Source organism: Kitasatospora sp. NE20-6 (assembly GCF_045862635.1).
On the sequence record NZ_BPRL01000064.1, the window covers coordinates 26,538 to 51,919 of the forward strand.

Annotated in this window: 19 protein-coding genes; 8 read left to right on the forward strand and 11 right to left on the reverse strand. The window is 75.4% G+C overall.

Annotated elements, in window-relative coordinates; all coding sequences use genetic code 11:
* Window positions 1-191: 191 nt before the first annotated feature.
* A complete protein-coding gene (locus SNE206_RS32340; RefSeq protein WP_405009024.1) occupies window positions 192-395 on the reverse strand; it encodes a cold-shock protein in 204 nt (67 codons plus the stop codon).
* A 665-nt stretch (window positions 396-1,060) separates the two neighbouring features.
* Window positions 1,061-1,984: a DUF4394 domain-containing protein gene (locus SNE206_RS32345; RefSeq protein WP_407917097.1), complete on the reverse strand. Its 924-nt coding sequence runs from the start codon at window positions 1,982-1,984 to the stop codon at window positions 1,061-1,063.
* Between the two features lie 249 nt (window positions 1,985-2,233).
* On the opposite strand from SNE206_RS32345, the gene SNE206_RS32350 reads away from it, so the two are divergent.
* The gene (locus SNE206_RS32350; RefSeq protein WP_407917098.1) at window positions 2,234-5,206 is read left to right on the forward strand and encodes an ATP-binding protein; all 2,973 of its coding nucleotides are present in this window, start codon (window positions 2,234-2,236) and stop codon (window positions 5,204-5,206) included.
* A 267-nt stretch (window positions 5,207-5,473) separates the two neighbouring features.
* Window positions 5,474-7,267: a S8 family serine peptidase gene (locus SNE206_RS32355; protein ID WP_407917099.1), complete on the forward strand. Its 1,794-nt coding sequence runs from the start codon at window positions 5,474-5,476 to the stop codon at window positions 7,265-7,267.
* A 122-nt stretch (window positions 7,268-7,389) separates the two neighbouring features.
* On the opposite strand, the gene SNE206_RS32360 is transcribed toward SNE206_RS32355, so the two are convergent.
* The 3 genes from SNE206_RS32360 to SNE206_RS32370 form a co-directional block, all read right to left on the reverse strand.
* Window positions 7,390-9,117 (reverse strand): protein kinase domain-containing protein, encoded by a 1,728-nt coding sequence (locus tag SNE206_RS32360; protein ID WP_407917100.1) that lies wholly within the window; start codon window positions 9,115-9,117, stop codon window positions 7,390-7,392.
* 181 nt (window positions 9,118-9,298) lie between these two features.
* Window positions 9,299-9,553, reverse strand: a complete 255-nt coding sequence (locus SNE206_RS32365) for a hypothetical protein (protein WP_407917101.1) — start codon at window positions 9,551-9,553, stop codon at window positions 9,299-9,301.
* A gap of 395 nt (window positions 9,554-9,948) precedes the next feature.
* Window positions 9,949-11,241, reverse strand: a complete 1,293-nt coding sequence (locus tag SNE206_RS32370) for an aminotransferase class I/II-fold pyridoxal phosphate-dependent enzyme (RefSeq protein ID WP_407917102.1) — start codon at window positions 11,239-11,241, stop codon at window positions 9,949-9,951.
* Between the two features lie 263 nt (window positions 11,242-11,504).
* Here SNE206_RS32370 and SNE206_RS32375 point away from each other — a divergent pair, with 263 nt between their 5' ends.
* From SNE206_RS32375 to SNE206_RS32390, 4 genes are all read left to right on the forward strand, one after another.
* Complete coding sequence (locus SNE206_RS32375; protein WP_407917103.1) at window positions 11,505-12,755, forward strand: hypothetical protein; 1,251 nt, start codon at window positions 11,505-11,507, stop codon at window positions 12,753-12,755.
* Window positions 12,756-12,821: 66 nt separating this feature from the next.
* Window positions 12,822-13,313, forward strand: coding sequence for a helix-turn-helix domain-containing protein (locus tag SNE206_RS32380; RefSeq protein ID WP_407917104.1), 492 nt, complete (start codon window positions 12,822-12,824; stop codon window positions 13,311-13,313).
* Window positions 13,306-13,668: a DUF4180 domain-containing protein gene (locus tag SNE206_RS32385; protein WP_407917105.1), complete on the forward strand. Its 363-nt coding sequence runs from the start codon at window positions 13,306-13,308 to the stop codon at window positions 13,666-13,668. The genes SNE206_RS32380 and SNE206_RS32385 overlap by 8 nt, the downstream gene beginning before the upstream one ends.
* A gap of 209 nt (window positions 13,669-13,877) precedes the next feature.
* A complete protein-coding gene (locus SNE206_RS32390) occupies window positions 13,878-14,663 on the forward strand; it encodes an alpha/beta fold hydrolase (protein WP_407917106.1) in 786 nt (261 codons plus the stop codon).
* Window positions 14,664-14,756: 93 nt separating this feature from the next.
* Here the strand turns inward: SNE206_RS32390 and SNE206_RS32395 are convergent, their stop codons facing one another.
* The 6 genes from SNE206_RS32395 to SNE206_RS32420 form a co-directional block, all read right to left on the reverse strand.
* A complete protein-coding gene (locus SNE206_RS32395; protein ID WP_407917107.1) occupies window positions 14,757-15,152 on the reverse strand; it encodes a ribonuclease in 396 nt (131 codons plus the stop codon).
* Between the two features lie 208 nt (window positions 15,153-15,360).
* A complete protein-coding gene (locus SNE206_RS32400) occupies window positions 15,361-16,647 on the reverse strand; it encodes a sulfite oxidase (protein WP_407917108.1) in 1,287 nt (428 codons plus the stop codon).
* A gap of 386 nt (window positions 16,648-17,033) precedes the next feature.
* Complete coding sequence (locus SNE206_RS32405; RefSeq protein ID WP_407917109.1) at window positions 17,034-17,174, reverse strand: hypothetical protein; 141 nt, start codon at window positions 17,172-17,174, stop codon at window positions 17,034-17,036.
* A 132-nt stretch (window positions 17,175-17,306) separates the two neighbouring features.
* On the reverse strand, window positions 17,307-18,314 hold the full coding sequence (locus SNE206_RS32410) for a LacI family DNA-binding transcriptional regulator (protein ID WP_407917110.1): 1,008 nt from the start codon (window positions 18,312-18,314) through the stop codon (window positions 17,307-17,309).
* A gap of 288 nt (window positions 18,315-18,602) precedes the next feature.
* Complete coding sequence (locus SNE206_RS32415) at window positions 18,603-19,709, reverse strand: GDSL-type esterase/lipase family protein (protein WP_407917111.1); 1,107 nt, start codon at window positions 19,707-19,709, stop codon at window positions 18,603-18,605.
* Window positions 19,710-19,794: 85 nt separating this feature from the next.
* Window positions 19,795-23,565: a S8 family serine peptidase gene (locus tag SNE206_RS32420; protein ID WP_407917112.1), complete on the reverse strand. Its 3,771-nt coding sequence runs from the start codon at window positions 23,563-23,565 to the stop codon at window positions 19,795-19,797.
* Window positions 23,566-23,734: 169 nt separating this feature from the next.
* Between SNE206_RS32420 and SNE206_RS32425 the strand changes: the two genes are divergently transcribed.
* The gene (locus tag SNE206_RS32425; protein WP_407917113.1) at window positions 23,735-24,364 is read left to right on the forward strand and encodes a DUF899 domain-containing protein; all 630 of its coding nucleotides are present in this window, start codon (window positions 23,735-23,737) and stop codon (window positions 24,362-24,364) included.
* Between the two features lie 91 nt (window positions 24,365-24,455).
* Window positions 24,456-25,376, forward strand: coding sequence for a DUF6891 domain-containing protein (locus SNE206_RS32430; protein ID WP_407917114.1), 921 nt, complete (start codon window positions 24,456-24,458; stop codon window positions 25,374-25,376).
* Window positions 25,377-25,382 lie beyond the last annotated feature (6 nt).

Here is a 25,382-nt window from a genome sequence, read left to right on the forward strand (position 1 = left end):
CCCGGCGCGGACGGCGTAACCGTCCGGGGCGCCCCCTTGCGGTGGGCAGCCGCCGGCGTACGGGCGCAGGCCCGCGGACCGTGTGCGACCTCGCACGGCCCCGCGCAGCGTGCCCACCGGGAGTGCCCGGCGGTGCACGGTGCGCGAACACGCTGCAGGCCCCCGCACGGCGGGGGCCCACAGCGACAGGACTAGAGCGGACGGATGTTCTCCGCCTGCAGGCCCTTCTGGCCCTGCACGACGTCGAACTCGACCTGCTGGCCCTCGAGCAGCTCACGGAAGCCGTTGGCGTTGATGTTCGAGAAGTGGGCGAAGACGTCAGCGCCGCCGTCCTGCTGCTCGATGAAGCCGAAGCCCTTTTCCGAGTTGAACCACTTCACAGTGCCGAAAGCCATAAAAGAAATCTCCTTCGAGGGGGCTATGCCGAGGTGCACACCACGCGCACCACGCGTCGCCGAGATGATGGCCCACCCGGAAAGAGCCGGGAAAAAACAAGGCGCCCGCGAGTAATCAGCAGGCGCACACAGAGTTCATGGGAACCACAACTGCAACTACATCGACTGTAGCAGGCAGCCGCCCCGTACCCGCACCGTCCGCGCCGGTCACACCCCGTGTCGGCCGTCACGCGACCTGCCGGAACGGCCCGGTCACACCCCGTCGCACAGCGGCGTGGGCCCGGCACCGGACACGGGTGCACGCGGGCGGCGGATCGCGGGCGGGACGGGCCCCGGGTGCGGCCGGGAGGGGATGTCGGCGTCGCAGGGCCGGGTGAACACGGCGGCGGACGCCGGCGACCGCAGGATCTCGGAACCCGTTCGGAGGACGGACCAATCCACGCGGTGTGCTGCGTCGAACACGGGGTGCAGTCGGGCGGGTGTTTCTGAGGCAGGCGCCGGACTGCGGGGCGGAACCGTCGGCACACGGGTCGTGGTGGGCGGTTCCGCCTTCAGCTCTGTCGGGGACAGGGCATCAGGTCGTACGGGCGGAGCGGGCGGAGCGGGCGGAGCGGGCGGAGCGGATCGCTCGCGCCGTCAGCGGCGCGGGCGGGGCGAGCGGGACGTCAGTCCTGGCCGAGCGGTACGGCGATGTCGACCACCTGGTCGTCCGCACCGAACGTCCCGAGCGCCACGGCGCGGCCGGTCAGGACGTCGACCCGGTAGAAGGACCGCTGCCCGTCGACACCGAGCGCGGCGTAGCCGTGGTTGCTGCCGCGGCTCGCCGAGTAGTGGACGTCGAAGCCCGCGTCCGGTCCGGCGTCGACGCCCAGGCGGCCGGTGGGGGCGAGGGTGCCGGCGTTGGCGGGCGACTGCAGGGAGATGCGGTCGTTCGCGGTGTCGAGGGCGAAGAGGGTGGTGGCGGTGGCAGCGTCGAGGTCGTTGTTGGTGTACGCCGAGCCGGTGATGCCGGTCGCCGTGGTGGGGGTGGTCGCGGGCGGGACGGCCGGGTTGCTGAGCATGCCGTCGACGGCGGTGGTGCCGGCGGCGGGGGTGCCGTTCGGGTCGTCGATGTTGTGGCGGAGGTTCTGCCCGGTGTCCGAGACGATCCGCAGCCGGTTCGCGGCCGGGTTGAAGTCGACGCCGAAGTACGTGCCCTGCAGGGCCACGGAGAGCTGCGAGACCTTGGTGGAGCAGCCGCTGGTGTCGTCGATCGTGTAGATGCCGCCCTGGTCGCCGACTCCGTAGAGCATGCCGTTCTGTACGCGGTAGTCGATGCCGACCAGGCGGGTGTCGCCCTGCAGCCCGTCGACGGCCCCGATCGTCCGGGCCTGGTCGGGGTGGACCACCGGGAAGGCGACGAGGCGCTGGTCGTCCGTCAGGCCGACGGAGCGCAGGCCGTCCCGGACCGTGCCGTCGGCCGGCAGGGCCGGGCGGTGCGCGGCGGATCCGGGGACGGCGGCGCCCGGGGCGGCCGCGCCGGAGGCGGGCAGGGCGGCCACGGCGGTGGCGGCGATCACGAGCGTGGTGGTGAGCAGTGTCCTGCGCAAGACGACTCCTGTGAGAGGTTCGCAGCGCCCGGGTGGCGTCCGCTGCCCCAAGGAACACACACCCCGGCACCGGACGGGCGTTCGCAACCCCGGGCCTCACCCGCACGGCGCAGGGGCTGACGCACCGTCGGCGCTGTCCCGGCACCGGACCCGCCGGGGCACCGGCCGCTCGGGGTGACCCTTGCCGCCTCCGGGCGGAGCCAGTAGGTTCTCGCATCATCCGTTCCCCGTGGCCCTGTGGAGGCGCCCATGGCCGACGGTGCACCGGGCGGTCGCGACGGCTCGCCCGTCCTGGTCGGACGCGCCGAGGAACTCCACCGCCTGACCGAGGCGCTGAGGTCCGCCCCGGCCGTGGTCCTGATCGAGGGCGAAGCCGGCATCGGCAAGACCCGGCTCATCCGCGAGGCCCTGCGGCGTCTGCGGGACGGCTCCGTCCGGCAGCGCGGCGCCCGCGCCGGGGGGAACGCCCCGGGCGACCTCGGCGTGGTGCTCGCCGGAGCCTGTCCGCCGCTGCGCGAACCCTTCCCGTACGGGCCGTTCTTCGACGTGCTGCGCACGCTGGAGGGAGCGCTGCCCGTCGGCCTCAACCCCGTCTGCGGTGCGCTGCGGCCGTATCTCCCCGAGCTCGCCCACCGGCTGCCTCCCGCGCCGGAGCCGATCGCCGACCAGGCCGCGCACACGCACCGGGTGTTCCGCGCGGTCCGCGAACTCCTCGGCGCGCTCGGGCGGGTCACCCTCGTCGTGGAGGACCTGCACTGGGCCGACGACGGCACCCGCGACCTCGTACGCTTCCTCGTCGACGCGCCACCGCCCGGCCTGGTCACCGTACTCAGCCACCGCCGCGAGGAACTCCCCCGCACCGGAATGCCGTTGGGCCGCGCCTACCGCCACCCGCCCGGTGTCACCTCGGTGGTGATGCCGCTCCGGCCGCTCGACGCCGAGGGCGTGCGCTCGCTCACCGCGGAGCTCACCGGCCGGCCCGTCGGCCCCGCGCTCGCCGCCCGGCTCCTGGACCGCACGGCGGGCATCCCGTTCGTCCTGGAGGAGACCGTCCGCGCGCTCCCGCGGGACGGCGACGGCCCCGGGCCCGCCGGCCTCGACGCGATGGCCGTACCCACGCTGCTCCAGGAGGCCATGGCCGACCGCATGGCCTCCCTCTCGCCGTCCGCGGTCGACATCGTGCACGCCGCCGCCGTCCTGCGGGTCGCCGCCGACGACGGCCTCCTCACCCTGGTCTCCGGCCACCCGGGCGAGGCCGGACTGGACGCGCTGAGCGAGGCCCTGCACGCCGGGGTCCTCCACGACCACGGCGACGACCGCTACGGCTTCCGCCACGGGCTCGCCCAGCAGGCCGTCCACGACCAGCTGCTGCGGCTCGACCGGCGCCGCCTGCACCGCCGGGCGATCGACGCCCTCGCCGCGCAGGAGAAGCCGCCCCTCGTCCAACTCTCCTACCACGCCCGGCAGGCGGGCGACCTGCCCGCCTGGCGCGAGTACGGCGAGGCGGCGGCCGAGGCCGCCCGCGCGCTCGGCGACACCGCACTCGCCGTCGAACTCCTCGAACGGCTCCTCGACGACGCGTCCCTGCCCGACGCCGACCGCGGACGGCTCGCCGTCCGGCTCAGCCGCCTCGCCATGATCGGGCTCACCCACCGCCGGTCGAGCCGTCTCCTGCGCCGCATCGTCGACGCGGGCGACCTCCCCGACGCCGTCCGCGGCGAGATCCGGCTCAACCTCGGCCTCCTCCTCAACAACCAGGCGGGCAACCACGAACAGGGCCGGGCCGACACGGCCGCCGCCGTCGAGGAACTGCACGAACGGCCCGACCTCGCCGCCCGCGCCCTCGCGAGCCTGGCCATGCCCACCTGGGGCACCGACCCGCTGCCCGTCCACCAGGAGTGGATCCGCCGCGCCGAACGCCTCGCGCAGGCCCACGGCAACGGCGCCCTGCGGCTCGCGGTGCGGGGCAACCACCTGGCGCTGCGGCTCGGCGCCGGCGACCCGGCGGTACGGGCCGAGGCGGAGGCGCTCCTCGCCCGGCCCGCGGAGCACGCCGAACGCCTCGAACTCGCCCGCATGTGCGCCAACCTCGCCGACCAGGCCGCCTGGCTCGGCCTGCAGGAGGACGCCGCACGCTACGCCGACCAGGGCCACCGCCTCGCCGCCGCCAACCGGGCGCCGTTCCTCGCCGGCATCATCGAGGGCACCGCGCTGCGGCTGGAGTGGAGCCACGGCCGCTGGCCCGGACTCGCCGAACGCGCCCGGCACACCGTCGACATCGCCGAGGGCCCCTCCGACATCCGCTCCGACGCCGGGCTCGTGCTGGGCCTGCTCGGCGCCGCCCGGGGCGAGTGGCAGGAGGCCGCCGACCACTTGGACGCCGCCGCGCTGGCCGACCCCGACAACGCGCCGGCACCCCTGCTGGCCGCGGCGTCCGGCGCGATGGTCCGCATCCTGCTCGCCCGCGGCGACCTCCCCGCGGCCTGCGCCGAGGCCGAACGGGCCGTCGCCCGGATCCGCCGCAAAGCGCTCTGGGCCTGGGCCGCCGACCTCGTCCCCGCCGCACTGACCGCACTGATCAGGGCCGGTCGCACCGCCGACGCGACCGCGCTCGCCGACGAGTACGCCGCCGGCGTGGACGGCCGCGCCCTCCCCCTGGGTCTGGCCGCCGTACCCGTCTGCAGCGGGCTGCTCGCCCGCGCCGCGGGCCGGGACACGGACGCGGCCGCATGGTTCACCCTCGCCGAGGAACGCTACGCCCGGCTGCCCAAGCCGTACCCGGCCGCACGCTGCGCCGAGGCGGCCGTCCGGAGCCGACGGGCGGCCGCCCGCGAACCCGGTGCCCCCGGTGCGGGCGTGCCCGCCGAGGACGACCTCGACCGACTGCGGTCGCTCATCGAGGAGTTCGACGCGCTCGGGGCCGTGCACGACGCGGCCCGGTGCCGCCGTACGCTGCGCGCCGTCGGCGTGCCCACCCCCTCGCGCCGTGGACGGCGCGGGTACAGCGGCCTGCTCTCGCCGCGCGAACGGGAGGTCGCCCGGCTGGTCGCCACCGGCGCGACGAACCGCGGGATCGCCGAGACCCTGTTCCTCTCGCCCCGCACCGTCGAACAGCATGTCGCCAAGGTGCTGCGGAAGTTGGACGTGGCCGGCCGCGGCGGGGTCGCCGCCGCCCTGGCCGTGGTGCCGCTGCCGGACGAGGTGCCCGCGGGCCGCGCCTGACCCCGGCCGCGGTCCAGGCTACGCGGCGACGGACCGCCCGCACCAGGCCGGGCGGTACGCATCCGGCCGGCCGGCGGGCCGCGCGCACGAATGCGTACGCCTACCCATGCCCCTACGGATTGTTCCGGCACGGCACCGGCGCCGAGGCTGATCAGCGTCACCGCGGCGGCCCCCGATTCCGCTGCCGCGCAGCACCGGTGACGTCCCGAACGAGGCAGCGCGGTCCCCCGACGGGCCCGTGCACCCCCACGCCCCAGGAGCACGAGCATGCGAACGCCCCCCGCACCGACCCCCGCACCACTGCGCGCGATAGGCACCGCCGCGCTGGCGGCCCTCCTCACCCTCACCGGTGCGGCCTCCGCGACGGCCGCACCCGCCCCCACCCCGGCCCTCGGCGAGATCCGGGGCGCGCAGGACGCCGACGCGGTGGCCGGCCGCTACGTCGTCGCGCTGGACGAAACCCCCTCCCCGGTGGCCGCCGCCGCCTCCGACGTCCGCAGCCGCGCCGCCGAACTGGTCGCCGCGCACGGCGGCGCCGTCGGCCTGGTCTACTCCAGCGCGCTCCGCGGATTCACCCTCTCCGCCACGGAGGCGCAGGCCCGCCGCATCGCCGCGGCGCCCGGCATCCGGTACGTGCAGGCCGACAAGACCGTGCACCTGACGGGAAGTCAGGCCAACCCGCCGTCCTGGGGACTGGACCGCATCGACGGCGCGAAGGACAGCACGTACACCTACCCCGACGACGGCTCCGGCGTGACGATCTACGTCGTCGACACCGGTGTCCACCTCCAGCACCCCAGCTTCGAGGGCCGGGCGACCTCGGGCTACGACTTCATCGACAACGACTCCGACGCGAGCGACTGCCAGGGCCACGGCACCCACACCGCCGGCACCGCGGGCAGCAAGGAGTACGGCGTCGCGAAGAAGGCGAAGATCGTCAGCGTCCGCGTCCTCAACTGTTCCGGCACCGGTACGAGTTCGCAGATCGCCGCCGGCATGGACTGGGTCGCGCGCAACCACTCCGGCCCCGCCGTCGCCAACCTCAGCCTCGCGGGCAGCGCCGACACCGTGATGGACGACGCGGTGACGGGCGCGATCAACGCCGGTGTGACCGTGGCGATCGCGGCCGGCAACGACAGCAAGGACGCCTGCTCCACCAGCCCCGCCCGGGTCGCCGCAGCCATCACCCTCGGCTCGACCGACAGCAACGACGCGCGCTCCGGTTTCTCCAACTACGGCAGCTGCCTCGACCTCTTCGCGCCCGGCGGCAGCATCGTGTCGACCAGGAACGGCGGCGGGTCCGCCACCATGAGCGGCACCTCGATGGCGACGCCGCACGCCGCGGGCGCCGCCGCGCTCTACCTCTCCGCGCACCCCGACGCCACCCCCCGGCAGGTCCGTGACGCCCTGGTCGCCGCGGCGGCCTCCGGCGTGGTCACCGGCGCGGGCAGCGGCTCGCCGAACAAGCTGCTGATCGCCAACGGCCTGGGCGGCACGACGCCGCAGCCCGGCAACCCGGTGGCCGACTTCACGGCGACGTGCGCGGACTCCGGAACCACCTGCACCTTCGACGCCTCCGCCTCCACCGACGCGGACGGCTCGATCGCCTCCTACGCCTGGGACTTCGGCGACGGCACCACCGGCACCGCGGTCAGGCCCTCGCACACCTACGCCACGGCCGGCACCTTCACCGTCAGGCTGACCGTCACCGACAACAGCGGCCTCACCGGCAGCACGTCCAAGCAGGTCACGGCCGGCAGCACACCCCCGCCCGGCGGCAACGCACCGAAGGCCTCCCTGGTGGCGTCCTGCTGGTACCAGGACTGCACCTTCGACGCCACCGGCAGCACCGACCCCGACGGTGACATCGCCTCCTACAGCTGGAAGTTCGGCGACTCCACCAGCACGACCGGGGCCACCGTCTCCCACCGCTACCCGGCCGGGCAGGGCACGTACACCGCCCAGCTGACCGTCACCGACCGGACCGGCCGCACCGGCACGGCCACCCGCAGCATCGCCTGCTACCCCATGGGCGCGAGCGCCCTCTGCTTCGCCGGCTGACAGCCGACAGCTGCCAGTTGCCGGACGGCGGACGGCGGACGGCGGACGGCGGACGGCAGGAGCGGGCCCGGTCACCACGACCGGGCCCGCTCCCGTGTGTCCCGGGCCGTGGCGGCCACACGTCAGTGCGCCCGGGTGAGCCTGCCGGGCTTGAAGCCGTCCTGGGAGCAGGTGACGCTGCCGTCGGGGTTCAGCTTCAGCGCCACCTCGACCCCCACCAGACCGTTGCACCCGTTGCTGCTCGCCGGCCACGACTCCGAGACCACCAGGGTGTCGGACGTCGCGGAGACCAGGATCCCGGTACCGCCGCCGCAGGTGATGCTCGCGCTCGGCAGGGCCGTCGTGGCCCGGCTGACCGTCTCACCGATCCGGCCCTGGAACAGCTGGACGCGGTAGGTGAGGCTGTTGCCGGAGCCCTTGCCCCGGCTGGGCACCACCGTCCCCTCCCAGGTGCCGAGGAACACCGCGGGGACGGCGCCTTCCGCGATCGGCTGGACCGTGCGGGACGGCGAGGGCGACGGGGACGGGGACGGCGAGGCGGACGGGGACGCGGACCGGGACGCCTCCGGCGCCGCACCCGGGCTCCCGCCGGCCGGGAAGCCGGACAGCCACAGGGTCAGCCCGGCCGTCGCGAGGACGACGGCCACCCCGGCCGCGACCGGCGCCGCCCAGCGGCGGGCGGCGTGGACCGGGGCGACGGCGACGTCCGCGGTGGCCGCGGCGACGCCGCCGGTCCCGCCCGGGTGCGCCGCGTCGGCCGTCGCGGGTGCCGGATCCCCCACGGCCCGTACCGTCCCGGGCGCCGTCGGGGTACGGCCGTCCGCGCCGTCGGCCTGCGCGGGCGGCGTCGCCCCACCGGCGGACCCGCCGTCCCCGGCCGGACCCTGATCGCCGTCGGCACCGCCCGGGCCGTGCGGGCCGTGCGGGCCGTCGGATTCCGCGCCGTCCAGGTCGAGGCTCAGCAGGTCGACGGCGAGCCGGGCGACGGACTCGGAGACCGCCGCGGGCAGCCAGCCGCTCCGGCCGAGCCGCACGGTGCCGCCCTCGCCGGCGCGGAGGCGCTCCCGCAGAGCGGCCGGGGTCGGCCGGTCGGCCGGCGCCTTGGCGAGGCAGTCGAGGATCAGTGCGCGCAGGTCGCCGTCGAGCTCGCCGAGCTCCGGCGGTTCGTGCAGCACGCGGTAGAGCAGGACGGCCGCACTGACCCCCTCGCCGAACGGCGCGATCCCGGTGGAGGCGTACGCGAGGACGGCGCCGAGGGCGAAGACGTCGCCGGGAGGTCCGGCCGGGCGGCCCTGCGCCTGCTCGGGCGACATGAAGCCGGGCGAACCCACGACGAAGCCCGACTGCGTGAGCGCCGTCGCCGCGTCGAGGGCCCGGGCTATGCCGAAGTCGATCAGCCGGGGGCCGTCGAGGGCCAGCAGCACGTTCGACGGCTTGATGTCGCGGTGCACCAGGCCCATGCCGTGCACGTGTTCCAGCGTCTCGGCCAGCCCCGCGCCGAGCGCCCGGACGACCGGGGCGGGCAGCGGCCCGAACTCCCGGACGGCGGAGGAGAGCGGCGGCCCGGCGACGTACCCGGTCGCGACCCACGGGTGGTCGCCCTCGGTGTCGGCGGCCAGCACGGGCGCCGTCCACCGGCCGCCGACGCGCCGGGCCGCCGACACCTCCTGCCGGAAGCGGAGCCTGAACTCGCGGTCGGCCGCGTACTCGCCGCGCACCATCTTCACGGCGACCGTCCGCCCGCCCGGGCTGCGGCCGAGGTAGACCTCGCCCATGCCGCCCGCGCCCAGCCTCCGGAGCAGCAGGTACTCCCCCACCTGCCGCGGGTCGCCCGCTCTCAACGGCTCCATTCCCCCACCACTCCCCCACCTTGCCGGCACCACCGTTCGGGCCGACCGTACCGGGTGCCGTGCCGCCCTGACGATCCGTCCGGCCGCCGGACCGGGGGGGAGGGGACGCGCGGACCTGCGGACCGGGCGGCAGGCACGGACGGTGCGGAGGGTGACCGGGCCGGGACGGGCCGACCCCTGGTCAGCCCAGCCAGGCGGAGCTCTCGGTGTCCTCCGCGCCGCGCACGGGCAACGGGCGCAGTTCCTCGGCCGCGGGCGGTGTGCGGAGCTCGTCCAGGGCCTTCTCGGCGGCGGCGACCACCCGGGCGGCCGCGTCGAACGCGCCCTCCCGGTCACCGCGCCGCCAGCAGTCGAGCGCCGTGGCGGAGAGGTCCGGCAGTGCGGCCAGCCCCGCGGGGGCGGCATCGGGCAGTACGTCGTCGAAGCGTTCGTCCATCGGGCCACCCTGACCCGCGACGCCCCCGCTGCACCAGCCGACGGGCCGTGTCCGCCCGCGATACGGCCGAACGGGGCACCCCGGCACCCCGCCTGCCACCGCCCGCGCACCACGGCCGCACGCACCCGCCGCACCCGCCGCACCCACCGCACCCACCGCACCCACCGCACGATCCCGGAACACCCCGGACGGGACGCTGCGCCGCCACGAGACGATGTGCACGCTGATGCGCAAGGACCTCTCCTGAACACCGTCCCGCGCCCGACCGCGGCGGTCGGCGCGGGGCGAGGGTCGCGAGGAGCGGCCGCGGGGAAGGCGAACGGCGGCGGAGCGTGGTGCCGCTCCGCCGCCGTGGGCGCACTCCCGGCACCCGGCCGCAGCCGGGTGCCGGACCGTCACGCGGAGGCCGTGCCCGCCTTCGCCGCCTGCTCGGCGGCCGCCAGCTTCACGCAGGTGGCGACGCCCCGCATCGCCGTCCGGACCTCGTCGACCGTCGGGAAGGACGGGGCGAGGCGGATGTGGCTGTCACGCGGGTCGTGTCCGCCGGGGAAGGCGGCGCCGGCCGGGGTGAGCGCGATGCCGGCCTCCTTGGCGAGCCGCACGACCTCGGAGGCGCAGCCCTCGGGGACGTCCAGGCTGACGAAGTAGCCGCCCAGGGGGGCCGTCCAGGTCGCGATGCCGAGCGGGCCGAGCTCGCTCTCCAGGGCCTCGTAGACGGCGGCGAAGCGCGGGGCGAGCAGGGTGCGGTGGCGCTCCATGTGGGCGAGCACCGCGTCGGTGTCGGGGAGGAACCGGGCGTGGCGGAGCTGGTTGACCTTGTCCGGGCCGATGGTCTGGGCGGCGGCGAGCTTCGCGTACCAGGCCATGTTCGCGGCCGAGGAGCCGAGGAACGCGACGCCCGCACCGGCCAGGGTGATCTTGGAGGTCGAGCCGAACACGAACACGCGGTCCGGGTGGCCGGCCTCGGCGCAGGCGGCGAGGACGGGCAGGATCTCGGCCTTCTCGTCGGCGAGGTGGTGCACCGCGTACGCGTTGTCCCACAGCACGCGGAAGTCGGGGGCCGCGGTGGTCATCGCGGCGAGGCGGCGGACCGTCTCGTCGCTGTAGGTCTCACCGGTGGGGTTGCTGTACTTGGGCACGCACCAGATGCCCTTGATCCGCGGGTCGGCGGCGACGAGCTCCTCGACGACGTCCATGTCGGGGCCCTCGCCGGTGAGCGGCACGGGGATCATGGTGATGCCGAACCGGTCGCACAGGGTGAAGTGCCGGTCGTAGCCGGGCACGGGACACAGGAAGCGGACCTCCTCCTCCTGCGCCCAGGGCCGCTCGGCGCCCGGGAGGGCGGTCAGCATGGCGTGCGCGATCACGTCGTACATGACGTTGAGGCTCGCGTTGCCGCAGGCGAACAGCTGGTCGGCGGGCACCTGGAGCAGTTCGGCGAATGCGCTCCGCACCTCGGGCAGGCCCTGCAGGCCGCCGTAGTTGCGGACGTCGGTGCCGTCCGCGGCACGGACGTCGCCGGGCTGCAGGATGGTGAGGAGGTCGTCGGAGAGGTCGAGCTGCTCGGACGAGGGCTTGCCGCGCGTGAGGTCGAGGCGCAGGCCGAGCGCGAGGAGCTTCTCGTACTCGGCGCGTGCGTCCGCGAGATCCACGGGGTGCTGTCCGGCTGCCTGTGACGACGAGGACACGACGGGTACTCCTCCGATGAGATGCGGCGCCCATGCGCGGCGCCACGGCACCTGCCAACTTACCAGCGCCGCCGCACCCGTCCGCGGGCCGCCGTACCCGGGAAGCGGCTGCGTGCGGCCGGGCCGGGCGGTGCCGGGTCCAACTCCGTTCCGGGCCTTTCGGGTTCACCGTCCCAGCAGTTCGGCACGGGGCCACTGCCGGGCGGGTGCGGCGGCGGAGCGCCGTTGACGGACGGCCCGGGTGCCCCTTGGATGGGCCTCTCATGAGCGCCACCTCGCTGCTGGTCGACGCCACCGTCGTCGTCTCGGTCTCCGCCGCGGCCGCGGCCGCGTTCGCGGGTCGCCGGCGGTCGGCCGCCGGCCCCGGCCCTGGCGCCGGCTGCGGCTCCGGCCCCGCCCCTGACCCGGGCCCCGGCCCCGGCCCCGCCCGCGGATCGTCCGGCGGCCGTACGCGGCGCGGGGTGCCGCCGGAAGCCGCGCTGGCCGCCGTGACCGGCCTGATCTACCTCAACCAGGTGCTGTTCACCGTCTACGTCCTGCGGGTGCACGGCGGCGACACGTCGTTCATCGCCCGGCACCTCCCGGCGGGCTGGTTCGCCCTCGCGGACGGCAACCCGGCCCTGCGGGCCCTCGCCGACCGCACGCCCGCCCCCTGGATGCTCGCGCCGAGCCTGCTCCGCGTGCAGGCGTTCCTCGAACTCCCCTTCGTGGTGCTGGTGTTCATGGTGATCCTGCGCCGCCTCGACCCGGCGCTGCACCGGCGCGCCGCCCACCACGCGCTGACACCCCTGGCCTGCGCGTCGTACACGGCCGTGTTCTGCATCGTCGAGTGGGACCTCCGCAACCCGTACACCGTGCAGGACATCGCCCTCCGCCTGGCCTCCGCCGCGGTGACGCCGCGGCTGGTCCGGGCCACCGCGGGGCGCGGGCCGGACGCGCCGACCGTGGTCACGCCGCGGGGCCTGCTGGTCTTCACGGCCGACCTGTGGGCGATCGGGCATCTGGTGCTGACCGTGTACGACACCGCGCTCCTCTACAACCTGGGCCACCTCGGGGCGCAACTCCCCTGGGCCGCGGCCGCCCTGGCCGTCCTGGCCGTCACCGGACGCATCCCCCGCGGCGCCGTCCCGGCCGGCCCGGCGACGACCGTACTGGCCTCGGGCCTGGGCCGGGCACTCCTGCTGTTCTACGTCCCCGCCCTCGCGGTGCGGTACGGCGTCACCTTCGGCACCCCGGCGGTCGCGGCCGGCGCCGGAGCGCTCCTCCTGACGGCCGCCGCGGTGCACGCCGTACGGAGCACCGGCCCGCGCCCCGCGGTGGCGGCCGGACTCGCCCTCGCCCTCACCACGGCCGCCGCCGCCGCGGCCGCCACCGCACGGTGGACGGTCGGGACGACCTACGAGTCGACGCTGCTCCGCGCCGCCGTGGCGGGGGCGGCGGCGGCGATCGCGGTCTGCGCCCTCACCGACGGGGCCGCGCCGCACCTGCGCCGGTCACCGTCAGGCCCCGAGTGACTCACACCTCCCCTTCCTTCCCTATCCATCCCCACCATGGGGACGGATGGAGTACGATACGGATCGATGGATACCACGGATCGTGAGCTGTACTCGGTCGGCGAGGTCGCCGAGCTGCTCGGACTGCACGTACGGACCGTCCGGAGCTACGTCCGCGAAGGGCGGCTGAAGGCCACTCGGATCGGCAAGCAGTACCGGATCGCCCGGGAGGACTTCGAGGCCCTGACCGGCCGTCCGGCCGCACCGCTCGCGGCGCCACCGGCCCCGGCCTCCGCCCGGGGGCACGTGGAGGTGTCGAGCATCGTGCAGATCGACGGCATCGACGCCGGGGCGGCGGCCCGGCTGAGCACCCTGCTCACGGCGGGGGCGCAGTCCCGGCAGGCCACACCCGACCCGCTGCGCATCCAGACGATCCACGACAGGGAGCGTGCACGCATGAAGATCGTGATCCTCGGACCGGCCTCCGCCACGGCCGACCTCCTCCACCTGCTCGACGGCGTCCTCGGGCCCGGCAACGGCATGACCGGCCCCTCCGGACGGGAGCCGGAGCATGGCTGACCGGGTGGACCAGCTCCACGGCGTGCCGGTGCTGGTCTGCGACGCCGGCGGCGCGCCGATCGCCACCGAACAGGACGCCCTCGACCACCTGGTGGGCGTCGCCTTCGGGCAGGCCGAGGTCGTGGCGGTGCCGGCGGGCAGGCTCGACGGGCGCTTCTTCGACCTCAGCAGCGGCTTCGCCGGGCAGGTCATGCAGAAGTTCGTCAACTACCGGCTGCACCTGGTGGTCGTGGGCGACATCTCCCGCGAGCTCGCGGCGAGTTCGGCCCTGCCCGACCTCGTCCGCGAGTCGAACCGCGGACGGCACGTCTGGTTCGTCGCCGACCTCGACGAGCTCGCCGCCCGCTTCGCGTAGCACCGCCGCACTCCATACGCCGCACACCGCACGTCACCGACACGGCTGGCGCCTCCGCCGCACGTCACCTCGCCGACGCAGCCCAGGGCCCGGCCCGGTGCGGTGACCGCCCGGGTTCACCGGGTCCGGATCCGGTGGCGGGTTCGGTGGCGGTGGCGGTGGCGCTCGTGCGGTAGCCCCGTACGGGCTTGACCTGCCAGTATCTGCGGATGCTCATCCTTGCCGACGACCTCGGGCACCTCTCCTACACCGTCACGGGCGAAGGTCCGCCCGTCGTCCTCGTCCATGCCGGCGTCGCCGACCACCGCATGTGGGACGCCGTCGTGCCCGCCCTCGCGGAGCGGCACACCGTCGTCCGCTACGACCTGCGCGGCTTCGGCGAGTCCGCGCCCCCGGCCGGGCCGTTCAGCGAGACGGACGACCTCTGCCGCCTCCTGGACCACCTCGGCCATGCGCGCGTCCGGCTCGTCGGCGCGTCCTGGGGCGGCCGCGTGGCCGTGGACTTCACCCTCACCCACCCGGAGCGGGTGGAGTCGCTGGCACTGCTCGCCCCGCCGTGGCCCGGCTACGACTGGTCGGCGGACATGATCGCGTACGACGAGGCCGAGACGGCGGCCCTGGCCGCAGGCGACCTGGACACCGCGGTCCGCGTGAACCTCGACATGTGGCTGCGCGGACCGGCCCGCAGCTGGGAGGACGTCGCCCCGGGACTCGCCGAACGGCTCCGGCCCTCCGTGCGGACGTCGCTGGTGCACCAGGACACCGTCGGCGCACACTCCCGGGGCGGCACGAACCGCGACGTCGCCACGATCGGCGTGCCCGCACTGGTCGGAATCGGCCGCCTCGACGTCGCCGACTTCCAGGACATCGCCCGCCGGTACGCCGCCGGGATCCCCGGCGCCGACCTGGTCGAGTTCCCCACCGCGGCCCACCTCGTCGCACTGGACGCACCCGCCGAACTCACCGCGGTCCTCGTCCCGTTCCTCGCCCGCTGACGCGGTGACCGCGCGGGCACGGCGGAGGCCCGCCCCCGGCGGCGCGTCGGGGTGACGCTCCGCCGGGGGCGGGCCTCCGTGCGGACCGGCCTGTCAGCAGGAGAAGTTGACGAGCCGGAAGGTCACGTAGTGGTCCGAGGTGTAGTAGTCCTCGTGGTAGGCCTTGCCGGTGACGATGCGCCGGGCGCCTCTGGTCGAGGAGCCCGGGGTCACGACGGTGTACTCGTGGTAGTAGCCGGTGGACTGGGCGGGCAGCACGCCCTCCCGGTTCTGGAAGACTGCGCCGTCCTGCGAGTAGGGGTAGGGGCCGCCCTTGGCGATCAGGGCGAGGGTGGTGTCCGCCTGGTCCGGCAGGACGGAGAGACACACGGTGCCACTGACGGTGGCGTGGGCCTCGGTGCTGGTGACCACGGCGGGGGCCAGGGTCAGCAGGGCGACGGCGGCGACGGTGGCGGCGCGGGTCTTCCACGCGCGTAGAGTGTTGGCCATGCCCAGCAGTGTGACGGCCTGCAGGACGATTCCGATAGTGACATGACAAGACTTCATCTGTCGGTAACTGGCATGGAACGCACCCGACTTGCGCCGTCCGCCGACCACCGGCGCGTCGCTCGGACCGCCCCCGGACCGCCCCGGCACGCAGCCCGGACCGCCCCGGACCGGGCGCGCGGCCCGGCCGGGGCGGTCGGCGGACGCCGTCTCAGCCGACCGTCACCGGGTGCCTGACGACGGCTCCGAAGAGGTACCCCTCCCGGTTGAACACCGCCGTGTCCGGCTGCCGGTGGCCCGCCCGGTCGGTGGCCCGCGCCAGCAGCTCGTACGGGCCCGGCGCGGCAGGCCGCCAGTCGAGGCTCCACCGGGTCCAGCCGTGACGGCGCGGCACGTCGTGCAGTCGGGCGCGCCGCCAGACCTGGCCGCCGTCCGTGCTCACCTCCACCTCCCGGACGGGCGCCGTGCCCGACCACGACCTGCCCTCCAGGCGGTGGACCCGGTCGGGTGCGAGGACGGCACCACGGCCCAGCTCGAACGCGCTCTTCACCACCTGCGTGATGAGCGGCGCACTGCCGCCCTCCGGGTGGTCCGGGCCGAACAGCCGGTAGTAGTCGGTGTTCCACGGCGAGTACAGCGGCTGGTCCGACACCTCGATCTCGCCCAGCCACTTGATCGACGCGATACCCACCCAGCCGGGCACCACCAGACGGGCCGGCGCACCGTGGTCGGCGGGCAGCGGTGCGCCGTTCATCGCGTACGCCACCAGGACGTCGTCCACGGCCTTCCCGATCGGCAGCGGCCTGCGCACCCGCCCGAGGCTCACGCCGTCGGCCCCGCGGTACTCCGCGTCGAGCCCGGACGGCATCACGTCGACGGCCCCGTGGGTGAGGCCGGCGCGGCGCAGCAGGTCGCCGAGCCGCACCCCGCGCCACTCGGCCGAGCCGATGCCGCCGAGGGTCCACGGCGTGCCCGGCACGGTCTGCCCCTGCTGGGAGGCGTAGAAGCTGCGTCCGTTGCCCGCGCACTCGACCAGGGCGCTCAGCCGGTGCGAGGGCAGCCGGTGCAGGTCGGCGAGCGAGAACTCCGCGCCGTCGCCGCGGAGCCCGGCGCCGTGCACCCGGAGCCGCCAGCTCGCCTGGTCGATCAGCGGGGTGGCGGTGTGGTTGCGGACGAAGAACCGCTCGTTCGGCGTGTGGAGTCCGGTGCCGGGCACGGCGTCCCACCGCATCTCGGCGTTCGTTCCGCGCGGCACGAACCACTCGGCCGGCAGCGGCTTCACGATCCCGGGCACCGGCCCGGCGGCCGCCGCGGCGGTCCCGCCTGCGGCTGCGGCGGTGGCCGCGACGGCGCGGGCCGGCGGCAGCAGGGCGGGTGCGGCCACCACTCCGGCGGCGGCCAGCATGCGCAGCAGTGTGCGGCGGTCCACGCCGTCGGCGCGGGCCTCGCCCGCGAGCCACTGGCGGCGGCGCAGGCGGTCGTAGGTGAGTTCGTTCATGGTGCACCATCCGTTCGGCAGGAGGGTGCGCACGCCGTGACCGGGCGGAGCGGATACGGCCGTGACCGCCCGCGGCCGGGCGGACGGGCGCACCGGCAGGGTCAACGGCAGTACGGGCGACACGGACAGGTGGCACCGGCGCAGGGGCGGCGGGGGCGGCCGTCCTGCGATGCGGACGGCGCCGGGAGTCCGGTCATGCCCGGCATCCTAGTGTCCCGGCCTTACGGGTTCGGCGAGTTCGGCGAGTTCCGTGGGCTCGGCGGGCTCGGCGGGGCTCGGCGGGGCTCGGCGGGCTCGGCGGCTTCGGCAGGTTCCGCGGGAAGGGCCGGGGTCGGTCCGGCGGGTCGCGCCGTACGGTGGGCCCACCCGCCGTGGCCGGCCGGGTGTCAGGACGTGGATCCGGCGAGCGTCGAGATCCGGCCGGCGAAGAGGCCGTACGAGCTCTGGGCGGTGGCGGCCTCGGAAAGCTTGGCGCCGCCGGTGAGGCTCTCCGGGCTCCGGACACAGGTGGTGGCGGCGGTCTCCACCCGGGCGAGGGTCTTCTCCCAGCGACCGCGGGCGATCCCGTCGGCTGACAGCCGTGCACGTCAGCTGTGCAGGGCCGTTGTGTCCGCCCTCCACCGGTGCGGCCGGTCCGGGGCCGCCGACCGGGGAACGGCCTACGGCGTCGTGCTCTCCCGGACGACGAGCCGGTGGCCGGCGTGCCGCACCTGGGCGGGCGACGTGTCGCCGCCGATCCTGCGGAGCAGCGCGTCGACGGCGAGGCCCGCCAGTTCGTGCTTGTCCGGCGCGATGCTGGTCAGCGAGGGCACCGAGTACTGGGCCTCCTCGACGTCGTCGAAGCCCGCGACGGCGACCCGGCCGGGCACGGCGACACCCCGGTCTGCGGCCGTGCGGAGCGCCCCGGCGGCCAGCAGGTCGTTGAAGCAGAACACCGCGTCCGGGGGCTCCGGCAGGTCGAGCAGCGCCCGCATGGCGTGGGCGCCGTCCGCCCGGTGGTAGGCGGTGACGTACGGGGCGAGCGCCGGGTCGAAGGGCACCCCGGCCGCGTACAGCGCCTCCTGGTAGCCGCGCATCCGCTGGTGGGCGGTGGCCGCGGCGACGCCCCGCTGGTTGCCGATCGCCGCCACGCGTCGGCGGCCGGGTGCCAGGAGGTGCGCCGTCACCTCGCGGGCGGCCGCCACGTTGTCGATGAGCACGTGGTCGGCGGCGAGGTCGTACTCGCGCTCGCCGAGCAGGACGAGCGGCACGCGGCGGCTGCGGCCGAGCAGGGCGGCCTGGTCGAGGTTGAGCGGGCTCAGCAGCACGCCGTCGATGAGCGGCTCGCCCAGCCCGGAGGCGATGCGCAGCTCCTCGGCGGCGTCGCCGCCGGTCTCGTCGATCAGCACGGTGCAGCCGCGCGCCTTGGCCGCGGCGATCACGGCCGCGGCCAGTTCGGCGAAGTAGGGGGCACTCAGCTCGGGCAGGGCGAGGGCGACGATGCCGCTGCGGCCGGTACGCAGGTGCCGGGCGGAGGCGTTCGGGCGGTAGCCGAGCTCCGAGACGGAGCGCATGACGCGCTCCCGGGTCGACGGGGCGACGGCCACCTCGCCGCGGACGACGTTGGAGACCGTTTTGATGGAGACACCCGCGTGCTCCGCCACGTCCTTCAGGCGCACCGTGTCCATCGCCGTCTCCACTTCCGTCCCGCCAGGGGGATCAACCTACCTCCCTCCCGTTGCAGGTCGGCGCGGGGTCTTCCCCCGGGCCGCTTGCCGCCGCCGCGCAGCCCGTACCGGTCCCGGGACGGCACGGCTCGGGGCGGCGCCACGAGCAGCATCGTCACGGTGCCGGCCGGGCACCACCAGGCCGTACCCGCCGGACTCCCGGCAGGCGGCCCGACGGCAGACGGCCCGACGGCAGGCGGCAGGCGGCAGGCGGCAGGCGGCGGGCAGCAGGCGGCGGGGGCCGGGCGGTCAGATCCAGGGTGCGGGCGCGCCGAGGGTCGCGAAGTCGACGGCGTCGATCTCGGCGTAGCAGTCGCCCCTGGTGAAGCGGAGGGTGTTGGCCCCCTGCACGAGCCGCACGTCGAGGCCGCGCAGCGACCACTCGTCCCAGCCGAGCGGCGGGTGGGCGACCGTGGTGGCCGGTCCGCCGCCGACGGTGAGGAGGTGGCTGCACCAGGTGCCCATGCCGTTCCCGGCGCGCACGTACATGCGGTAGGTGCCCGTGTAGGGGGCGTTGATGCGGTATTCGAGGGAGCTGTCGGCGTAGTCGATGTGGCCCGCCTTGGCACCGCCGGACGCGGTGGGGGTGCCCGGCAGGTCGGCGTGGTGGACGGTCGCGTACGCGGGGTTCTCCGCCTCCCACCGGGTGACGGGCGAGGACACCAGCGCGGCGTACCAGCGGGCGGCCATCCGTGCGTAGCCGCCGCCGGTGGGGTGGACGCCGTCGGCGAGGTCGGAGGTGGTCAGGGCGCCGTGCATGGGGACGAAGTGGACCCGGCGGCCGCGGCCGGCCCAGGTGTCCACCACGCCGGGGACGGCGGCGTTGTACGGTGCGGCGCGGCTTTCGAGCACGGGGTCGGCCAGCGGGACGAGGTCGCTGACGAAGAGGTCGGCGCCGGGTGCGGCCGTGGTGATGCGGTCGATGAGCAGGGAGAGCCGGGCGGGCGCGCCGGCGGGGTCGCGGTTCTGGACGATGTCGTTGGTGCCGATGTGGAGCAGCACGGTGCGTGGTGCCGCGGCGCGTACCCAGGCGTCCGCGCGGGCGTCGATCTCGTCGATCCGCCAGCCGGGGTGGCCTTCGTGGTCGTGGTCGCCCAGCCGGGCGGGGCCGTTGGCGGCGGATCCGACGAAGTCGTCGAGGTGGCCGTCGGCGGCGAGGTACTGCCACAGGTCGGCGCGGTAGCCGCCGGGCACGTTGTACCCGTCGGTGATGGAGTCGCCGAGCGGCATGATCCGTACGCCGCCGTTGCTCTCCGCGTGCGCGGGCCGGGCTGCGGCGGTCAGCCCGCCGAGCAGGGCGGCGAGCAGGGCCAGGACGGCCGCGAGGGCGGGGAGCGGGGCGCCGGCCGGCCGCACACGCCGCGCGCCCCGGCCTGCGGGGGCAGGCCGGGGCGCGCGGGGTCGGTACCGGGTCGGGAGGCGGGCAGGGGTCGGGGCCGGGTCAGCGCACCGCGTAGGCGTCGGTGACGGTCTGGGTGACGGAGGCGCCGTCGGCGGCGGTGAGGGTGGCCCGCAGGCTGACCTTCCGGCCGGCCGCGCCGGTGTGGTCGGGGGTCGCCGTCCAGCCGGCGGCGGTGCGGACGGTGGGGGCCTTCGTCCAGGTGGTGCCGCCGTCGTAGGAGTACGAGAGCGCGGCGGCGGTCAGGGCCGCCGGGGTGTAGCCGGCCTGACCGGTGGCGGTCAGGATGATCTTCGGACGGCCGGCGGCGACGGTGTTGGCGCCGTCGACGTCCAGGGCGTACGCGGGGAACAGCAGCGGCAGCGGCTGCGAGTACGCGGCCGGGTCGCCGTGCGAGCGGAAGGCGAACGCCGTGGTGACGGCCGTCGAGCGCTGCCACAGGTCGAGGTGGTGGAAGCGCTTCTGGTCGAGCGTCAGCACGTACGCGTGGTCGCCGGCCGGCAGCTCCCAGACGTTGAACGGGCCGTACCAGGAGGCGCCGAGCGAGGCCCCGTCGGCGGCGAGTTCGACGGTCGCGCCGTCGCCGAAGTACGACTGGGTGCCGGTGTGGTCCGGGTCGGCGTCGCTCCAGAGGGACCGCGAGAAGTCCACGCCGATCAGGTCGGCCTGGCGCTCGGCGACCAGCGGCGCGGAGCCGTCGGCGGCGAGGCCGGCGGTGGGCCGCACCACGCCGCGGTACCACTCCTCCGTCCGCCGCTGACCCGGGCTGTAGGTGCGGGTGCGGTCGAGCTGGAACTCGGCGAACGGCCAGCTGCTCTGGGCGGAGTGCGTCCAGGCGGTGCCGTCGGCGGTGTAGTAGGAGGTGCGGGTGCCGGGGGTGGCGACCAGGCCCTGCGCCACGGGCACGGCCGCGGCGGCGTTCCACGGACGGCCCGCGTCGACGTACTCGGACATGCGGGTCGCGGCGCCCATGGAGTGCCACTGCTCGGTGGTCCTCGCGAGGTCGGCGTCGCGCACGGTGTGCGACTGGCGTCCGGCCACCTTGCCGGTGTCGTGGTAGGCGAGGTTGTAGACGTACGGGCTGTCCGGGGTGGACGTCCAGCCGAGGGTGACGGGTCCGGCCGCGAGCTTCGCGGTGAGCGCGGCCGCCTCGTCGCGGGTGATCTGCAGGACGGGGGCGGCCTGCGAGATGTCGTTCTTGCCGAAGCTGCCCGGCGTCGGCCGGTACGTCAGCACGCCGACGGCGCCGGCCTCCTGCGCCCGGGTGGAGACGGTGTTCGCGCTGGTGCCGTCGTCGGGGACGAGCACCAGCCGGCCCCTGGCCCCGGCCGCGGCCAGGTCGTCCGGCGAGGAGCTGCGCGCGGCGACGAGCCGGGCCGACCCGGTCGCGGGCAGGTGCGCCTCGGTGGCGTACGCGGAGTAGTGCGGGCGCAGGGTGACGCCGGCCCCGGTGAGCACGGCCTCGGGCGCGCCGAGCCGCAGGTAGGTGTCGGCCTCGAAGCCGCCGGTGGTGGCCTTGCCGTCACCGCCGAGGTAGAGGTCGACGGGCTGGCTGCCGACCCGGGCGCCGATCGAGTCGATCCACTTGTCGCCCCACCAGCGGCCGAGTTCGAGCACGCCGGACTGCCGGGCGAGGGCCCGGTCGCCCTGCACCTCGACCTTGGCGGCGCGCCGGGCGTCGAGCGTGATCACGGTGTCCTCGGTGAGCGTGAACTGCGGCCTGGCGAGGGCGGTGACGGAGAGCGGGGCCGCCTCGCCGGTGGTGTCGCGGGCGTCGGGCGTGACGACCAGACCGGTCAGTGAGAACACGCCGGGGCGCAGGCGGTAGACGATCTCGCCGTTGGCGTCCGGGGCGTCGCGGGTGCCGGTCGACCGACTGATGTCGATCATGTCGACGGCGGTGCCGGCCTCGGCCGTCGCCGGCCGGCCGTCGCGGTCGATCAGCTTGACCCGCACGGCGAGCGTCTCGGGCTCGACGTACGCGTTGAACGGGGTGCTGACGGTGGATCCGTCACCGGCGGTGGCGACCACCCGGCCCGTGACGTCGCCGTACTGCGCGCCGGTGAGCCGCGCGGTCGGGTCGAAGGTCAGCGGCACCTGCACGGTGGCGCCGGCCGCCACGGTGACGCGGTCCGCGCCGAGCCTGACGATCGTCGAACGGACCGCCGAGTCGTCGTCGCCGTCGGTGCGCTGCACGGCGAGGCTCAGGGTGACGGGCCGCGATCCGGTGTTGGTGTACGGCAGTTGCACGGTCCGGGCGTCGGCCCGGCGCTGCGGCCACGCGAACGTGCCGAACTGCGCGGCAGGCGTCCCGAGGACGCGCTGGGTGACCGCCGCGTCGGCGCGCAGCCGTCCGCCGCCGGTCTGCTGGACGTCGCCGGGCACGGACGGCAGCGCGGACGAGACCAGCGCCGCCTTGAGCCGGGCGCCCGTCCAGTCCGGGTGCTGCTGCTTGAGCAGCGCCGCGGCGCCCGCGACCAGCGGGGTGGCCATCGAGGTGCCCGACATCGAGGTGTACGCGTAGACCCCGCGGCCGCCCGCGGCGGCACCGGTGACCTCGACGCCCGGCGCCGCGATCTCCGGCTTCAGGGTGTGCGCGACGGTGACCGAACCGCGGCTGGAGAAGGAGGCCGTGCGGTCGGCGGAGTCGACGGCGCCGACGGTCAGCACGTCCGGTGCGCAGCCGGGCGAGGAGACCGACTGGTAGCGGCCGAGGTTGCCCGCGGCGACGACGAAGAGTGCCCTGCCCTCCCGCGCCATCGACTGCGCGGCGACCGACATCGGGTCGGTGCAGTCGGTGGGCTCGGAGCTGCCGAGCGACATCGAGACGACGTCGGCGCCGGAGTCGAGGGCCCACTGCATGCCCGCGATGATCTGCGAGGTGCTGCCGGAGCCGGAGTCGTCCAGCACCTTGCCGACGAGGAGCTGCGCCGAGGAGGCGACGCCGCGCTGCGCACCGCCGGAGGCGGCGCCGCTGCCGGCGATCTCGGAGGCGACGAAGGTGCCGTGGCCGACGGCGTCGTGCACGTCGGCGTCGGGTGTCTCGGCGGTGAAGTTGCGGGAGTCGGCGACGCGTCCGGCGAGGTCAGGGTGGTCGGCGTCGACACCCGTGTCGAGGACGGCGACCTTGACGCCCTGGCCGCCGAGGCCGAGCGCCCAGGCGGCGGGCGCGCCGATCTGGCGGGTCTCGCTCTGCAGCGTGGCGCGGACCTTCCGGTCGAGCCACAGGCCGGTGAGGCCGGAGCGTCCGTGGCCGGTGCCGTCGACCAGGGTGTCCCAGGTGCGGGCCGCGGCCTTCTTGTCGGTGCGGAAGGCGACGGCGTGGGCGGCCTTCAGGCTGCGGGTGCCGGCGGCCCGGCTGCGGGCGGGCGGGCTGGTGTCGGCGGTCTGCTGGTCGCGGTAGACGGCGATGACGGGGAGGGCGGCGGCCGCCGTGTCGTCGTAGCCCTGGCGTATCAGCGCGCTGATGTTGAACAGGCCGGTGTCGACGGCTCCGGCGGCTATCGCCGCGTTGGCGCGCTGCGGGAAGACGTACTGGTCGCCGTTGACCTGCCGGGTGAAGTGGACGGGGACGACGCCGTGTTCGTCCGGCCGCAGGGAGACGCGGGTGCGTCCGGCGGCGTCGGTCACCACGTCCACGGTGTCACCGGTGATCAGGGTGACGGTGTGCCGGACGGCCGTGGCGGCGGTCCGGTCCGCGGCCGAGCCGGTGATGGGGGCTGCACTCGCCTGGGCCGGCGTCAGCGCGGTGGCGCCGAGCAGGCCGACGGCCGCCAGTGCCATCGCGGCGCGGATGCGCGTCAACGATGTCATGGGCACCTCCGAAAGTCGGGTATCTGGCCGGTGAGCCTGGCAGACAGGGCACCTGACCGGCCATGACGTCGGCTGGCGGAGATCCGCCTGGGCAGCAAACCGCCAACTCCCCGGCCGGGCCACGGCTGTGCGGGCCGGACTGTCCGACCCCGGAAGGAGAATGCCGCGCATGGAGAAACCCACGATCGTCTCCGCCGACGAATGGCGGCTCGCCCGCGCCGAGTTGCTCACGGCCGAGAAGGAACTCACCCGCGCGCAGGACGCGTTGGCGGCCCGGCGCCGCCGCCTGCCGATGGTCCGGTTCGACACCGCGTACGCCTTCGCCACCCCCGGCGGCACGAAGAGCCTGCCCGACCTCTTCGAGGGCCGGGACCAGCTCGTCGTCTACCAGTTCATGAAGGGCGGGCCCGACCACATCTGCCCGGGCTGCACGCACTTCACCGACAACGTGCCCGCGCTCGCTCCCGCCCTGCTCGCCGGTACCGGCGTGACCTGGGTGACCGTCTCGGACATGCCGCTCGACGTGATCGGGGCCCATGTCGCCCGCAAGGGCTGGACGCTCCCGTTCGTCTCGTCGCTCGGCACGTCGTTCTCGGACGACTGCGGCGTGGGCGGCGGGTTCCAGCTCAGCGTGTTCCTGCGCGACGGCGACGAGGTGTACCTGACCTACACCACCGGCTCCCGCGGCGTCGACCGGCTCCTCTTCACGCACAACGTCCTCGACCTGACCCCGTACGGCCGCCAGCAGGACTGGGAGGACTCCCCGCCCGGCTGGCCGCAGCGGCCGACCTACGGGTGACGGCCGCACGCGTCACGGTGGTTCGGCGGCTCGCAGCACCACGCACCCGGCCCCCGGCCGGGCTGTCGGCAGGCCGTGCCAGAGTGACGCCATGCTGAAGATCACGGTGAAGCCGGAGCGCGGCCCGCGACGGGTCGGGGTGAGCGCCGAGGAGCTCGACGGGCTCGTCCGGCGGATCGGGGACGAGGGTGACCGGTTCCTCGTCGTCCAGCGGATCCCCGACCTGCCGGACGTCTACGTCCAGGTCTGGCACGAGGCCGGGGGCGACTACACCCTGGAGTACCGCGACGGCGCGCCCGACCGGCACTTCGAGACGCGCCTCGACGGCCCCGGGCCCGTGGTCGCGGCGATGACGGGCTGGGCGCGCCAGGAGGACCGCTGGCAGGACGGCCCGGTGTGGACGGTCCTCGACCTGGGCCCGCTCCCCGCCCCCGTCCCGGCGCTCGACCTCGCGGACGACGATCGCGCGGCGCTGGAGGCGCGGGTGCGCGAGGTGCTCGTCGGCGGCTACGCGACGCGTGCGGAGCTGGCCGAACTCGCGGAGGAGTACCTCGTCTCCGACGGCCACCGGCCGGTCTCCCCCGAGCAGGCGCGGCTGCTGGCCGACCGGCTGTGGCTGGACCGCGTCGGTGAGGAGTCCGGATGGGAGGGCGAGACGGACCCGGAGCGCCTCACCCGCGCCTTCGCCGTCCTGGAGGCGTCCGGCATCACCGCCCGCGAGAACTTCACCTGCTGCCGCACCTGCGGGCAGGCGGAGATCCGCACGGCAGGTACCGCGGACGCCCGCGGCTTCGTCTACTTCCACTCCCAGTGCACGGAATCCGCGGCGTCCGGGCAGGGCCTGATGCTGCTGTACGGCGGGTTCGACGGCACGGCGGCCACCACCGCGGCCGTCGGCCGGGAGGTGGTGGCCGCGCTCTCCGACGCCGGTCTGCCGGTGGTGTGGGACGGCGACCCCGACCGGGCCGTCACCGTCACGCCGCTGGACTGGCGCCGCCGGCTCGTCGGCTGACGATCC